Source organism: Pseudomonas sp. FG98 (assembly GCF_057808595.1).
Genome location: NZ_JBMDIJ010000008.1, coordinates 10,641 through 25,777, shown reverse-complemented (window position 1 = coordinate 25,777; position 15,137 = coordinate 10,641). Strand labels below are relative to the sequence as shown.

Here is a 15,137-nt window from a genome sequence, read left to right as displayed (position 1 = left end):
CACGTCGGGCAAGGTTGCATCATGCGCCGGGGGCTGACAAGCACCAAGGTTGGTGGCTGTTTGATCTATATCGGCCTGGCGATGCATTTCTTCAATTCTGGAGCGGCACTGCTGACCCTGTGGGAGCTGGCTTGCCAGCGATGACTGTGGTGAATTCACCATTGCAATCGCTGCGGTTCGGCGTCCCGACAAGCCAGCTCCCACAAGGGACGGTGCCACCTTGAAAAAGGCAAAAAAAAGCCCCGCCAAACGACGGGGTTGAGGTACGAGCGTGGCAGCTCGAAAGGGTTGCAGGCCTGTGTCCCCCGGCAGAGGGACACAGGCCGGACAGCAGTTACAGCAGCAGGGTGCGGATGTCGCCCAGCACGTCGCCCAGACGCTTGGTGAAACGGGCGGCGGCAGCACCGTTGATCACGCGGTGATCGTAGGACAGCGACAGCGGCAGCATCAGCTTCGGCTGGAAGGCCTTGCCGTCCCATACCGGCTGGATGGTGGCCTTGGAGACACCGAGGATCGCCACTTCCGGCGCGTTGACGATCGGCGTGAAGCCGGTGCCGCCAATGTGACCGAGGCTGGAGATGGTGAAGCAGGCGCCTTGCATCTCGTCCGCCGAGAGCTTCTTGGTCCGGGCTTTTTCGGCCAGGGCAGCCGCTTCGGCAGCCAGTTGCAGCAGGCTCTTCTGGTCGACGTTCTTGATCACCGGGACCAGCAGACCATCCGGGGTGTCCACGGCGAAGCCGACGTGCACGTATTTCTTGCGGATGATCGCCTTGCCGCTTGGTGCCAGCGAACTGTTGAAGTCCGGCAGCTCTTTCAGCAGGTGGGCACAGGCTTTCAGCAGCAGCGGCAGCACGGTCAGCTTGACGCCGGCTTTCTCGGCGACGGCTTTCTGCGCAACGCGGAAGGCTTCCAGCTCGGTGATGTCGGCCGAGTCGAACTGGGTCACGTGCGGCACGTTCAGCCAGCTGCGGTGCAGGTTGGCAGCACCGACCTGCATCAGGCGGGTCAGGGCCACTTCTTCCACTTCACCGAACTTGCTGAAGTCGACGGCCGGGATCGGCGGGATGCCCGCGCCACCGGTGGCGCCAGCAGCAGCGGCCGGTGCTTCCTTGGCCTTCTGCATCATGGCCTTGACGTAGACCTGCACGTCTTCCTTCAGTACGCGACCGTGCGGGCCGGTCGGCGCCACGGCGCTCAGCTCGACGCCGAACTCGCGGGCCAGTTGACGCACGGCCGGGCCGGCGTGAACTTTCGCACCGCTTGGCGCAGGCGCGGCAGCCGGAGCAGCGGCGGCTGGCGCGGCGGCAGGTGCAGCAGCTGGAGCCGGGGCAGCAGCAGGAGCGGCAGCCGGGGCCGGTGCAGCGGCGGCAGGCGCCGGAGCAGCAGCCGGTGCAGCGCCGGCGACTTTCAGTTTGAGGATCAGGTCACCGGTGCCGACTTCGTCGTCCAGTTTCGCGATCACGGCTTCGACCACGCCAGCCACCGGGGCCGGGATCTCCATGGAGGCCTTGTCGGACTCCAGGGTGATCAGCGACTGGTCGACTTCGACGGTGTCGCCGACCTTGACCAGTACTTCGATGATCTTGGCCTTGCCGGACGAACCGATATCCGGGACATGGATGTCCTGGACAGCGGCAGCGGCCGGGGCAGCAGCAGGGGCTGGTGCAGCTTCGGCAGCCGGGGCGGCGGCCGGAGCAGGTGCAGCAGCGGCCGGAGCGGCGGCAGGTGCCTCGGGGGCCGCGGCAGCGGCGCCCTCGACTTCCAGCTCCAGCAGCTCGTCGCCTTCTTTCAGGCGGTCGCCCAGCTTGACCTTGAGTGCCTTGATCACACCGGCCTTCGGCGCGGGGATCTCCATGGAGGCCTTGTCGGACTCCAGGGTCAGCAGGCTCTGGTCTGCTTCGATACGGTCACCGACCTTGACGAACAGCTCGATGATTTCACCTTCACCGCTGCCGATGTCAGGTACGCGAATGAGTTCGCTCACTTAAAAATACTCCTCAGCAGTCCAGTGGGTTGCGCTTGTCCGGGTCGATGCCGAACTTGGCGATGGCGTCGGCCACCACTTTAGGTTCGATCTCGCCACGGTCAGCCAGGGCTTCCAGGGCAGCCAGCACAACGAAGTGACGGTCGACTTCGAAGAAGTGACGCAGCTTCTTGCGGCTGTCGCTGCGACCGTAGCCATCGGTACCCAGGACCTTGAATTCTTTGCTCGGAACCCACTGACGGATCTGCTCGGCGAACAGCTTCATGTAGTCGGTAGAGGCGATGACCGGACCTTTGCGGCCGCTCAGGCACTGCTCGACATAAGTCTGCTGTGGCTTCTGGCCAGGCTTCAGGCGGTTGGCGCGCTCGACGGCCAGGCCGTCACGACGCAGTTCGTTGAAGCTGGTGACGGACCAGACGTCGGCACCGATGTTGAACTCTTCACGCAGGATCTTCGCGGCTTCGCGGACTTCACGCAGGATGGTGCCGGAGCCCATCAGCTGAACGTGGTGCGCGGCGTCGCGGGTGTCTTCTTCCAGCAGGTACATGCCCTTGATGATGCCGTCCTCGACACCGGCCGGCATGGCTGGCTGCTGGTACGACTCGTTCATCACGGTGATGTAGTAGAAGACGTCCTGTTGCTCTTCGGTCATCTTCTTCATGCCGTCCTGGATGATCACCGCCAGCTCGTAGCCGTAGGTCGGATCGTAGGTGCGGCAGTTCGGGATGGTACCGGCCATCATGTGGCTGTGACCGTCTTCGTGCTGCAGGCCTTCACCGTTCAGGGTGGTACGGCCGGCGGTACCGCCGATCAGGAAGCCGCGGGTACGGCTGTCGCCGGCAGCCCAGGCCAGGTCGCCGATACGCTGGAAGCCGAACATCGAGTAGAAGATGTAGAACGGCAGCATCGGCTGGTTGTGGCAGCTGTACGAAGTACCGGCAGCGATGAAGGAGGACATGGCGCCCGCTTCGTTGATGCCTTCTTCGAGGATCTGGCCCTTCTTGTCTTCGCGGTAGAACATCACCTGGTCTTTATCGACTGGCTCGTAGAGCTGGCCGACGGACGAGTAGATGCCCAGCTGGCGGAACATGCCTTCCATACCGAAGGTACGGGCTTCGTCCGGGATGATCGGAACGATGCGCTGGCCGATTTCCTTGTCCTTGACCAGTTGCGCGAGGATCCGCACGAAGGCCATGGTGGTGGAGATTTCGCGGTCGCCCGAACCGTCCAGGATCGCCTTCAGGGTTTCCAGTGGCGGAGTCGGGATGCTGAACGACTTGGCGCGACGCTGTGGCACGAAACCGCCCAGTGCGGCGCGGCGCTCGGCCAGGTAGCGGGCTTCGGCGCTGCCTTCTTCAGGCTTGAAGAACGGCAGGCTTTCCAGGTCTTCGTCCTTGACCGGGATGTCGAAGCGGTCGCGGAAGTGACGCAGGCTGTCGACGTCGACCTTCTTGGTGTTGTGCGCGGTGTTCTTGGCTTCGCCGGCACCGGTACCGTAACCCTTGATGGTCTTGGCCAGGATGACGGTAGGCTGGTCCTTGTGGTTGACCGCCTGGTGGTAGGCCGCATAGACCTTGTACGGGTCGTGACCACCACGGTTGAGCTTCCAGATCTCGTCGTCGGACAGGTCGGCGACCATGGCCTTGAGTTCTGGAGTATTGAAGAAGTGCTCACGGACGAACGCGCCGTCCTTGGCCTTGTAGTTCTGGTACTCGCCGTCGATGACTTCGTCCATGCGGCGCTGCAGGATACCGTCGGTGTCCTTGGCCAGCAGTGGATCCCAGAAGCGACCCCAGACCACCTTGTTGACGTTCCAGCCACCGCCACGGAACACGCCTTCGAGTTCCTGGATGATCTTGCCGTTGCCGCGAACCGGGCCGTCGAGGCGCTGCAGGTTGCAGTTGATGACGAAGATCAGGTTGTCCAGCTTCTCGCGGCCGGCCAGGGCGATCGCGCCCAGGGATTCCGGCTCGTCGCACTCGCCGTCGCCCATGTAGCACCAGACTTTCTGCTTGCCGGCCGGGATGTAGCCGCGGGCTTCCAGGTACTTCATGAAGCGCGCCTGGTAGATCGCCTGGATCGGACCCAGACCCATGGAAACGGTCGGGAACTGCCAGAAGTCAGGCATCAGCCATGGGTGCGGGTAGGACGACAGGCCCTTGCCATCGACTTCCTGACGGAAGTTGTTCATCTGCTCTTCGCTGATGCGGCCTTCCATGAAGGCGCGGGCGTAGACGCCTGGAGAAGCGTGGCCCTGGAAGAAGATCAGGTCGCCGCCGTGTTCTTCGGTCGGAGCCTGGAAGAAGTAGTTGAAGCCGATGTCATACAGGGTGGCGCTGGAAGCGAACGAGGAGATGTGGCCGCCCAGGTCCGAGTCTTTCAGGTTGGTGCGCATCACCATCGCCAGGGCGTTCCAGCGAACCAGCGAGCGAATGCGGCGTTCCATGAACAGGTCGCCAGGCATGCGTGCTTCGTGGGTTACCGGAATGGTGTTGCGGTATGGCGTGGTGATTGCGTATGGCAGCTGCGAGCCACTACGGGTGGCCAGCTCGCCCATACGGGTCATCAGGTAGTGAGCGCGGTCTTCGCCTTCTTTGTCGAGGACCGACTCCAGGGCGTCCAGCCATTCCTGGGTTTCGACGGGATCGAGGTCTTGCATGGCTTGCTCCAGGGCGGAAAGGCTTCCAGAATCGGTTGCCTGAAGTTTGCGACTGGCCTTTTGGGCAGACGACATGAATTCTTGGATTACCGAGGGTGGTCTCGGCGGCGTGTAGTTTTACTACAAATCGATCCGCCTTTACACGCCTTCGACTGAAAAAAGCAGTAGTAAAACTACATCAAACCCATCGAAGCCTTGCTTCTGGCTTGTGGGAAAAAACGATACCGGTGATTAAAAACCAGTTGAGAAAAGGCATGCCGTGATGTTTTCTGCCAAGAAAGATTCGATCGCCGCTATTTTCAACCTTTGTACGACAGTCCAACCCGGGCCGCGCCTTCGCGCTGTAGCCAACGCCTGCTTTTTCCCGCCGATCAAGGATAGACCATGAGCCTGCCTTCGCTGGTCGAACTGCCAGATACCCTCAAACACCTGACCAGCAGCAACGAACAGTCGCTGCGCAGCGCCGTGGCCGCCGTCGATGGCCTGAGCCTGGACAGCTGGACCGCCGAGCGCTGGGCCGGCTTCGCCCGGGTCTCTGCTGCCAGCGAGTTCGTCCTTGAACAAAGTGTGCGCGACCCGGCGATGCTGCTGGGCCTGGTCGACAGCGGCGAGCTGGACCGGCGTTTCGCTCCCGGCGAGCTGTGCACGCAACTGGCCACCGCAGCCCAGGCCGCCACTACAGAAGAAGAACTGGCGCGCAACCTGCGCCGCCAGCGCACCCGCCAGCAGGTGCGGATCATCTGGCGCGACCTGACCCGCCAGGCCGACCTGGTGGAAACCTGCCGCGATCTATCCGACATGGCCGACGCCGCCATCGACCAGGCCTATCAATGGCTGTACCCGCGCCATTGCCAGCAGTTCGGCACGCCGATCGGCAACCGCAGCGGCCTGCCGCAGCAGATGGTGGTGCTGGGCATGGGCAAGCTCGGCGCGGTAGAGCTCAACCTGTCCTCGGACATCGACCTGATCTTCGCCTTCCCGGAAGGCGGCGAGACCGAAGGCGTCAAGCGCTCGCTGGACAACCAGGAGTTCTTCACCCGCCTCGGCCAGCGCCTGATCAAGGCTCTGGACCCGATCACCGTCGACGGCTTCGTCTTCCGCGTCGACATGCGCCTGCGCCCCTATGGCTCGTCCGGCGCCCTGACCCTGAGCTTCAACGCCCTGGAGCAGTACTACCAGGACCAGGGCCGCGACTGGGAACGCTACGCCATGATCAAGGCGCGGGTGGTGGCCGGCGACCAGGTCGCCGGCGCGCAGTTGCAGGAGATGCTGCGACCCTTCGTCTACCGCCGCTACCTGGACTTCTCGGCGATCGAAGCACTGCGCACCATGAAGCAGCTGATCCAGCAGGAAGTGCGCCGTAAAGGCATGTCGGAGAACATCAAGCTCGGCGCCGGCGGCATCCGCGAAGTGGAGTTCATCGCCCAGGCCTTCCAGCTGATCCACGGTGGCCGCGACCTGAGCCTGCAACAGCGGCCGCTGCTCAAGGTGCTGGCCACCCTCGAAGGCCAGGGCTACCTGCCTGCCGCGGTGGTCGACGAACTGCGCGAAGGCTATCTGTTCCTGCGCTACACCGAACACGCCATCCAGGCCATCGCCGACCGCCAGACCCAGATGCTCCCTGACGGTGACCTCGACCGCGCACGCATCGCCTTCATGCTCGGCTTCCCCGACTGGGCGGCGTTCCACGCCCAGCTGATGCACTGGCGCGGGCGCATCGACTGGCACTTCCGCCAGGTGATTTCCGATCCGGACGACGAAGAAGGCGAAGGCGAGGTGGTGGTCGGCGGCGAATGGCTGCCGCTGTGGGAAGAAGCCCAGGACGAGGAAGCCGCCTGCCGCCAGCTGGAAGATGCCGGTTTCCGCGATGCGCCGCGGGCTCTCAAGCTGCTCGCCGGCCTGCGTTCCAGCCCGAACCTGCGCTCCATGCAGCGCCTCAGCCGCGAGCGCCTGGACTCCTTCATTCCGCGCCTGCTGGCCCAGGCTGTCGAGCATAAGGACCCGGACCTGGTGCTGGAACGGGTGCTGCCTCTGGTAGAAGCCGTGGCCCGTCGTTCGGCCTATCTGGTGCTGCTCACGGAAAACCCGGGGGCCCTGCGCCGCCTGCTGACCCTGTGCGCCGCCAGCCCGTGGATCGCCGAGCAGATCGCCCGCTTCCCGCTGCTGCTCGACGAACTGCTCAACGAAGGCCGCCTGTTCAGCCCGCCCCAGGCGCCGGAACTGGCCGCCGAACTGCGCGAACGCCTGACCCGCATCCCCGAGGACGACCTGGAGCAGCAGATGGAGGCCCTGCGTCACTTCAAGCTGGCCCACAGCCTGCGGGTCGCTGCCTCGGAAATCGCCGGCAGCCTGCCGTTGATGAAAGTCAGCGACTACCTGACCTGGCTCGCCGAGGCCATCCTCGACCAGGTGCTGGCCCTGGCCTGGCGCCAGACCGTGGCCCGCCACGGCCGCCCGCAGCGCAGCGACGGCAGCCCGTGCGACCCGGGCTTTATCATCGTCGGCTACGGCAAGATGGGCGGTCTGGAACTGGGCCACGGTTCGGACCTCGACCTGGTGTTCATCCACGACGGCGATCCCCAGGCCGAAACCGACGGCGCCAAGCCGATCGACAGCGCGCAGTTCTTCACCCGCCTGGGCCAGCGCATCATCCACTTGCTGACCACCCAGACCGCCTCCGGCCAGCTCTACGACGTCGACATGCGCCTGCGCCCGTCCGGCGCCTCGGGACTGCTGGTCAGTTCGGTCGGCGCCTTCGAGCGCTACCAGCAGAACGAAGCCTGGACCTGGGAACACCAGGCCCTGGTCCGCGCCAGGGTGCTGGTCGGTTGCCCGCAGGTCGGCGCAGCCTTCGAGGATGTGCGGGCGCGGGTCCTCGGCAAGCAGCGCGACCTCGACGGGCTGCGCACCGAAGTCAGCGAGATGCGCGCCAAGATGCGTGACAACCTCGGCAGCAAATCCACCGCTGCCGGCACCGCTGCCAACGCCTACGACAGCGGCGTTCCCTTCGATATCAAGCAGGATGCCGGTGGTATCGTCGATATTGAATTTATGGTGCAATACGCCGCGCTCGCCTGGTCCCACAGCCATCCTGCGCTGCTGCGCTACACCGACAACATCCGCATTCTCGAAGGTCTCGAAGAAGCGGGGCTGGTTCCGGCCAGCGATGCGGTGCTGCTGCGCGAGGTGTACAAGGCGTTCCGTTCCGCCGCTCACCGCCAGGCCTTGCAGAAACAGGCCGGGGTGATCGATGCCAGCCAGTTCGTGAGCGAACGCCAGCAAGTGCGGCGGATCTGGAGTGAACTGGGGCTCAGTTGAAGGGGTAGATCCGGCTGGCAGGAGGCCAGCCGGGAGCCAGTGGCTTACACTGATGGACCTAGCCTGAATATAAAGAAGGGAGGCCAGGCTGTTTTAGACAGGCTGCAGCCTCCCTGATCGTTTCTGGATAAAGCATGAGAATTTTGATCATTGGGCCCAGTTGGGTGGGCGACATGGTAATGGCGCAAACGCTGTTCCAGGTCCTGAAGCAGCGTCACGCCGATTGCGTGATCGACGTGCTGGCGCCCGAATGGAGCCGGCCGATCCTCGAACGCATGCCGGAAGTCCGCCAGGCCTTGAGCTTCCCGCTCGGCCATGGCGCGCTCGATCTGGCCACGCGGCGGCGCATCGGCAAGTCCCTGGCCGGCCAGTACGACCAGGCGATCCTCCTGCCCAACTCGCTGAAGTCGGCACTGGTGCCGTTCTTCGCCGGAATCCCCAAACGCACCGGCTGGCGTGGCGAATTCCGCTACGGCCTGCTCAACGACGTACGCCGCCTCGATAAACAACGCTACCCGCTGATGATCGAGCGCTTCATGGCCCTCGCCTACCCGCCGGGCAGCGACCTGCCGCAACCTTACCCACGCCCCGACCTGCAGATCGAAGCCGCCAGCCGCGACGCCGCCCTGGCCAAGTTCGGCCTGGAGCTGGACCGTCCGGTCCTGGCCCTGTGCCCCGGCGCCGAATTTGGCGAGGCGAAGAAATGGCCGGCCGAGCACTACGCCAAGGTCGCCGAGGCGAAGATCCGCGAAGGCTGGCAGGTCTGGCTGTTCGGCTCGAAGAACGACCATCCGGTCGGCGAGCAGATCCGCGACCGCCTGATCCCGGGCTTCCGTGAAGAGTCGTACAACCTCGCCGGCGAAACCTCCCTGGCCGAGGCCATCGACCTGCTGTCCTGCGCCGACGCCGTGGTCTCCAACGACTCCGGCCTGATGCATGTCGCCGCTGCGCTGAACCGCCCGCTGGTGGCAGTCTACGGTTCCACCTCGCCGGGCTTCACCCCACCGCTGGCCGACCAGGTCGAAGTGGTGCGCCTGGGCCTGGAATGCAGCCCGTGCTTCGATCGCACCTGCCGCTACGGCCACTACAACTGCCTGCGCCAGCTCGAACCGGACGCGGTCAACAGCGCCCTGCAACGGCTCAACGGCCCGTCGCTGGTCGATATCAGCCCAGAGGTCGACTAAGTGCGGGTTCTGCTGATCAAGACCTCATCCCTGGGCGATGTGATCCACGCCCTGCCGGCCCTGACCGACGCCGCCCACGCCATTCCCGGCATCCAGTTCGACTGGGTGGTGGAAGAAGGCTTCGCCGAGATCCCGACCTGGCACCCGGCGGTCGACCAGGTGATCCCGGTGGCCATCCGCCGCTGGCGCAAGAACCTCTGGCAGACCCTCAAGAGCGGTGAATGGCGCCAGTTCAAGCAGCGCATCCGCGCGCGCAAGTACGACCTGGTGATCGACGCCCAGGGCCTGGTCAAGAGCGCCTGGCTGACCCGCTACGTGAAGAAGACGCCGATCGCCGGCCTCGACCGCTACTCGGCCCGCGAAGGTTTCTCCAGCCGCTTCTATGACCGCCGCCTGTCGGTAGCCAAGGGGCAGCACGCGGTAGAACGCGTGCGCCAGCTGTTCGCCCTGGCCCTGGGCTACGACATTCCCGAAGGCATCGGCAACTACGGCCTGGACCGCAGCCGCCTGGAAGAAGTCGGCGTGGCGCCCTACGTGGTGTTCCTCCACGGCACCACCTGGGACACCAAGCACTGGCCCGAGCTGTACTGGCGGCAACTGGCCGAACGCCTCGGCCGCGCCGGCCTGCATGTGTGCCTGCCGTGGGGCAACCCGACCGAGAAGGCCCGCGCCGAGCGCATCGCCCAAGGCTTGAAGAACGCCCGGGTGCTCCCCAAATTGAACCTTGCCGGGGTCGGCCGGGTGCTGGCTTCGGCCACGGCCTGCGTGGCCGTCGATACCGGCCTCGGGCATCTCGCGGCGGCACTGGACGTGCCGACCATCTCGCTGTTCGGCCCGACCAACCCGGGCCTGACCGGGGCCTACGGCAAGTCCCAGGTCCATGTCGCCAGCGACTTCCCTTGCGCCCCCTGCCTGCGCAAGAAGTGCAACTACAAGCCGAGCGCCGAGGAACTGCGCCGGTTCGATCTCAAACGTGAGTGGCCGCTGTGCTTCACTCGCCTGAATCCCGAACGGGTAGCGCGCCAACTGGGCGAGCTGCTGCGGGCCGAGGATGTTCGTTGATGCAACTGGCTTTCGTGCTCTACAAGTATTTCCCGTTCGGTGGCCTGCAGCGTGACTTCATGCGCATCGCCCTGGAGTGCCAGCGCCGCGGACACCAGATCCGCGTCTACACCCTGATCTGGGAAGGCGACGTGCCGCCCGGCTTCGAGGTGCTGGTGGCGCCGGTCAAGGCGCTGTTCAACCATCGCCGCAACGAAAAACTCAGCGCCTGGATGGAAGCGGACCTGGCCAAGCGCCCGGTGGACCGCCTGATCGGCTTCAACAAGATGCCCGGCCTGGACGTCTACTACGCCGCCGACGGCTGCTTCGAAGACAAGGCGCAGACCCTGCGCGGCGGCCTGTACCGGCGCTGGGGCCGCTACCGCCACTTTGCCGAATACGAGCGCGCGGTATTCGCCCGCGAGGCGCGCACCGAGATCCTGATGATCTCCGAGGTGCAGCAGCCGCTGTTCATCAAGCACTACGGCACCCAGGAAGAGCGCTTCCACCTGCTGCCACCGGGCATCTCCCAGGACCGCCGGGCCCCGGCCAACGCCGCCGAGATCCGTGCCGGGTTCCGCCGCGAATTCAACCTTGGCGACGACGACCTGCTGCTGGTGCAGATCGGTTCCGGCTTCAAGACCAAGGGCACCGACCGCAGCCTCAAGGCCCTCGCCGCCCTGCCCTCGGCCCTGCGCAAGCGCACCCGGCTGATGGTCATCGGCCAGGACGATCCCAAGGTCTTCCAGTTGCAGGCCGCGACCCTCGGTCTCGGCGATCAGGTGCAGTTCCTCAAGGGCCGCAGCGACATCCCGCGCTTCCTGCTCGGGGCCGACCTGCTGATCCACCCGGCCTACAACGAAAACACCGGCACCGTGCTGCTGGAGGCGCTGGTCGCCGGTCTGCCGGTGCTGGTCACCGCGGTGTGCGGCTACGCCCACTACATCGCCGAGGCCGACAGCGGTCTGGTGCTGGACGAACCCTTCGAGCAGGACCAGCTCAACGGCTACCTGCAACGCATGCTCGAAGATCCCGCCGCCCGCGCCAGCTGGGGCCAGAACGGCCTGGCCTTCGCCGAAACCGCCGATCTGTACAGCATGCCGGAGCATGCCGCCGACGTGATCCTCGGTCAGGAGCGCCCATGAAACTGATACTCAAGGAGCCGTTCAAGCGGCTCTGGAGCGGCCGCGACCCCTTCGAGGCGGTCGAGGCCCTGCAAGGCGAGGTCTACCGCGAGCTGGAAGGCCGCCGCACCCTGCGTACCGAAGTCGCCGGCGAAGGCTTCTTCGTCAAGATCCACCGCGGCATCGGCTGGGGCGAGATCTTCAAGAACCTGTTCAGCGCCAAGCTGCCGGTGCTCGGTGCCGGCCAGGAATGGGCCGCCATCCAGCGCCTGCATGAAGTCGGCGTGCCGACCATGACCGCCGTGGCCTACGGCGAGCGTGGCAGCAACCCGGCGACCCAGCACTCGTTCATCGTCACCGAGGAACTGGCGCCGACCGTCAGCCTGGAAGACTTCAGTCTCGACTGGGTCAAGCAGCCGCCCGAGCCGCGCCTCAAGCGTGCGCTGATCGCCGAAGTGGCGAAGATGACCGGCGGCATGCACCGCGCCGGGGTCAACCACCGGGACTGCTATATCTGCCACTTCCTGCTGCACACCGACCGCCCGGTGACGGCGGATGACTTCAAACTGTCGGTCATCGACCTGCACCGCGCCCAGACCCGTGACAAGATCTCCCGGCGCTGGCGCGACAAGGACCTGGCCGCCCTGTATTTCTCGGCGCTGGACATCGGCCTGACCCGGCGCGACAAGCTGCGCTTCCTGCGTGGCTACTTCCAGCAACCCTTGCGGCAGATCCTCGCCGAGCACGCCGGTTTGCTGGCCTGGCTCGACGGCAAGGCGCAAAAGCTCTACGAGCGCAAGCAACGGTACGGAGACGCGCTCTGATGGCGGGTTGGACACTGGAGCCGAAGTACGCGGCCCTGGCACAGGATTTCGGCAGTATCGAGGCGGTCTTCGCCCTGCAGGGCGAGCGCCTGACCCGCGACCCGCTGAGCGAGGTGATCCGCGTCCAGCGCGACGGGATCAACTACTACGTCAAACGCTACACCGGCGCCGGCAAGCACCTGCGCCGCTACCTCGGCCGGCCGCGGATCAAGGCCGAATGGCAGAACCTCAAGCAGTTCGCCAAGTGGGACATCCCCACCGCCGAAGTGGTCGCCTGCGGCCTGGAGCGCAACGGCCTGAGCTTCGGCCGTGGCGCCATGATCACCCGCGAGTTGCCAAAGACCGAAGACCTGATCGTCCTTGCCGAACGCAACGATCCGCGCCTGAAGGACCGCGCCTGGGTCGACCATGTCAGCCGCCAGCTGGCCCGGCACACCCGGGTCATGCATGACCACCACTTCACCCATAACGACCTGAAATGGCGCAATCTCCTGGTGGATGACGCCGGCACGCTATTCTTCATCGATTGCCCGACCGGTGACTTCTGGTGGGGCTTCATGCTGCGCTATCGCATCACCAAGGACCTGGCGTGCCTGGACAAAGTGGCCAAGTATCACCTCTCGGCCACCCAGCGCCTGCGCTTCTACCTGCAATACCGCCAGCGCGAGCGCCTGAACGCGTCGGACAAGAAGCGCATCCGCCATATCGTGAAGTTTTTCGAGGGACGTGAATGAGTGATTTTGTCGCCAGTGCCGATGTGGCGCTGCTCGAACGCCATGGTCTGAACGGCTTCGACCAGCTCTGGGCGCTGCAACTGGACGCGGTGGACGAACCCAACACGGGCCGTGGGGGCTGGAGCAGCGTGTTCCGCCTGGAGCTGGAGGGCAAGGGTTACTACCTCAAGCGCCAAAGCAACTACCTGACCCACACCCTGCACGCGCCCTTCGGCGAGCCGACCTTCGCCCGCGAGTTCCGCAATATCAGCCGTTACCAGAAGCTGCGGATACCGGCCTTGCAAGCGGTGTACTACGGCGAGCGCAAGGTCGATGGCCAGCGCCGGGCGCTGCTGATGACCCGGGCCCTGGACGAGTGGACCGACCTCGATCAGCTGCTTGGCCAATGGGAGCAACTCGACGTCGGCCAGCGCCACGGCATCCTCCGTGCCTGCGGCCACCTGGCCCGCACCCTGCACCGCGCCCGCCAGGTGCATGGCTGCTTCTACCCCAAGCACATCTTCCTGCGCGAGCGTGGCGGTGACTGGTCGGCGCAACTGATCGACCTGGAAAAGACCCGCCCGCTGCTGCTCGGCCAGCGTGACCGGCTGAAAGACCTGGAACCCCTGCTGCGCCGCGCCCCGGTATGGAGCGAAGCGGAGGTCCGCCTGCTGCTGGCCGCCTACCTCGACCAGTCGGCGGACAGCACGCTGGTGCAAGCCTGGCTGCAGCGCCTGGTGCGTCGCCGCCGCCACAAGGAGACCCGTTGATGCGCCTGTCGCAACTCAAGGATGCCGGCCGTACCCCGCAACTGCCCCTGAACATCGACCTGGCGGACGCCGCCGGCAGCGCCGAGCTGCAACTGCTGAGCCTGTTGCGGGTGCTGCCGGGGCAACGCTATGTCGGCGCCGGCGTGTGGCGCGGCAAGCCGGTGCTGGCCAAATTGCTGGTCGGCGGCAATGCCCCGCGGCATTTCCAGCGCGAGCTGGACGGCGTGCGCCTGCTGGCCAGCAACGGCGTCACCACCCCGCTGCTGCTGGCCGACGGCCTCAAGGAAGGCGAAGGTGGCTGGCTGCTGTTCGAATTCCTAGAAGGCTCAACCAGCCTGGGCGCTGCCTGGGCCGAAGTCGAAGGCCAGGCGCCGCTGAGCGATGAACAGAGCCTGATCCTCGGCGAAGCCCTCGCCGCCGTGGCCCAGCTGCATGCCAAGGGCCTGTGGCAGGACGACCTGCACCTGGACAACCTGCTGCGCCACAATGGCCAACTGTTCGTCATCGACGGTGGCGGAATCAAGGCCGAAACGCCAGGCCAGCCCCTGTCGCGCCCGCAGGTCCTGCAAAACCTCGGCGTGCTGTTCGCCCAGTTGCCCAAGCGCCTGGAGCCCTTTATCGAAGAGCTGCTGGTGCATTACCTGCTGGCCAACAGCGAGCACGCCCTGCCGCTGGAAGCCCTGCAAAAGCAGATCGACAAGGTTCGCCACTGGCGCATGAAGGACTATCTGGACAAGGCCGGTCGTGATTGCACCCTGTTCGCCGTCGAGCGCGGGGCCTCGGGCCTGCGTGCCATTGCCCGCCCGGAGCTGGCGGCGATGCTGCCGGTGCTGGAGCAGGCCGACTCGCTGGTCGACCAGGGTCACCTGTACAAGACCGGCGGCGCAGCCAGCGTCGCGCGGGTCGAGGTCCAGGGCCGGCCCTTGGTGATCAAGCGCTACAACATCAAGGACACCGTCCACTGGTTCAAGCGCTTCTGGCGCCCGAGCCGGGCCTGGCATTCGTGGATCGAAGGGCACCGCCTGGCGTTTCTCGGCTTCGCCACGCCCAGGCCGCTGGCGGTGCTGGAAACCCGCACCCTGGGGCTGCGGGGCAAGGCGTACCTGGTGACCGAGTTGCTGGAAGGGCCGGACCTGATGGCTGCCTTTGCGCCCTATGTCGAAAGCGGCGAGGTGCCGGAGGAGCAACTGGCGGCCTTGCAGCACCTGCTCGCCCAGTTGATCCACGAACGCATCAGCCACGGCGACCTCAAGGCCTACAACCTGTTCTGGCAGGACGGGCAATGGGCGCTGATCGACCTCGATGCCATGAGCCAGCACGCGACCCAGCTGAGCTTTGCCCCGGCCTTCGCCAAGGACCGGGCGCGGTTGCTGAGGAACTGGCCGGTGGAGAGTGCCTTGTACAAGCGGCTGGATGAGTGCCTGCCGAAAATTTCCGAGTGATGGTGTTGCTGCTGGCCTCATCGCCGGCAATGCCGGCTCCCACAGGTTCTGCATACACCGCCAAACCTTGTGGGAGCT

10 protein-coding genes are annotated in these 15,137 nt (G+C 65.3%); 8 read left to right on the top strand and 2 right to left on the bottom strand.

What is annotated here, in order from left to right; genetic code table 11:
- Positions 1–334: 334 nt before the first annotated feature.
- Together aceF and aceE are read right to left on the bottom strand one after the other, a co-directional pair.
- Positions 335–1,984, bottom strand: a complete 1,650-nt coding sequence (aceF, locus tag ACODSK_RS08250; protein WP_489015253.1) for a dihydrolipoyllysine-residue acetyltransferase — start codon at positions 1,982–1,984, stop codon at positions 335–337.
- A 13-nt stretch (positions 1,985–1,997) separates the two neighbouring features.
- Positions 1,998–4,643: a pyruvate dehydrogenase (acetyl-transferring), homodimeric type gene (gene aceE, locus ACODSK_RS08245; protein WP_489015251.1), complete on the bottom strand. Its 2,646-nt coding sequence runs from the start codon at positions 4,641–4,643 to the stop codon at positions 1,998–2,000.
- Between the two features lie 384 nt (positions 4,644–5,027).
- Here aceE and glnE point away from each other — a divergent pair, with 384 nt between their 5' ends.
- The 8 genes from glnE to ACODSK_RS08205 all read left to right on the top strand — a co-directional run bounded on the left by glnE (position 5,028) and on the right by ACODSK_RS08205 (position 15,059).
- Positions 5,028–7,961 (top strand): bifunctional [glutamate--ammonia ligase]-adenylyl-L-tyrosine phosphorylase/[glutamate--ammonia-ligase] adenylyltransferase, encoded by a 2,934-nt coding sequence (gene glnE / locus ACODSK_RS08240; protein WP_489015249.1) that lies wholly within the window; start codon positions 5,028–5,030, stop codon positions 7,959–7,961.
- Positions 7,962–8,095: 134 nt separating this feature from the next.
- A complete protein-coding gene (gene waaF / locus ACODSK_RS08235) occupies positions 8,096–9,145 on the top strand; it encodes a lipopolysaccharide heptosyltransferase II (RefSeq protein ID WP_489015247.1) in 1,050 nt (349 codons plus the stop codon).
- On the top strand, positions 9,146–10,207 hold the full coding sequence (gene waaC, locus ACODSK_RS08230; protein ID WP_489015245.1) for a lipopolysaccharide heptosyltransferase I: 1,062 nt from the start codon (positions 9,146–9,148) through the stop codon (positions 10,205–10,207).
- Positions 10,207–11,331: a glycosyltransferase family 4 protein gene (locus ACODSK_RS08225; RefSeq protein ID WP_489015243.1), complete on the top strand. Its 1,125-nt coding sequence runs from the start codon at positions 10,207–10,209 to the stop codon at positions 11,329–11,331. The genes waaC and ACODSK_RS08225 overlap by 1 nt, the downstream gene beginning before the upstream one ends.
- Positions 11,328–12,134, top strand: coding sequence for a lipopolysaccharide core heptose(I) kinase RfaP (gene rfaP / locus ACODSK_RS08220; protein WP_489015241.1), 807 nt, complete (start codon positions 11,328–11,330; stop codon positions 12,132–12,134). Before ACODSK_RS08225 ends, rfaP begins: the two co-directional genes overlap by 4 nt.
- Positions 12,134–12,868, top strand: coding sequence for a lipopolysaccharide kinase InaA family protein (locus tag ACODSK_RS08215; RefSeq protein WP_489015239.1), 735 nt, complete (start codon positions 12,134–12,136; stop codon positions 12,866–12,868). Before rfaP ends, ACODSK_RS08215 begins: the two co-directional genes overlap by 1 nt.
- On the top strand, positions 12,865–13,617 hold the full coding sequence (locus ACODSK_RS08210) for a lipopolysaccharide kinase InaA family protein (protein ID WP_489015237.1): 753 nt from the start codon (positions 12,865–12,867) through the stop codon (positions 13,615–13,617). Before ACODSK_RS08215 ends, ACODSK_RS08210 begins: the two co-directional genes overlap by 4 nt.
- Positions 13,617–15,059, top strand: a complete 1,443-nt coding sequence (locus tag ACODSK_RS08205; RefSeq protein ID WP_489015235.1) for a lipopolysaccharide kinase InaA family protein — start codon at positions 13,617–13,619, stop codon at positions 15,057–15,059. Before ACODSK_RS08210 ends, ACODSK_RS08205 begins: the two co-directional genes overlap by 1 nt.
- Positions 15,060–15,137 lie beyond the last annotated feature (78 nt).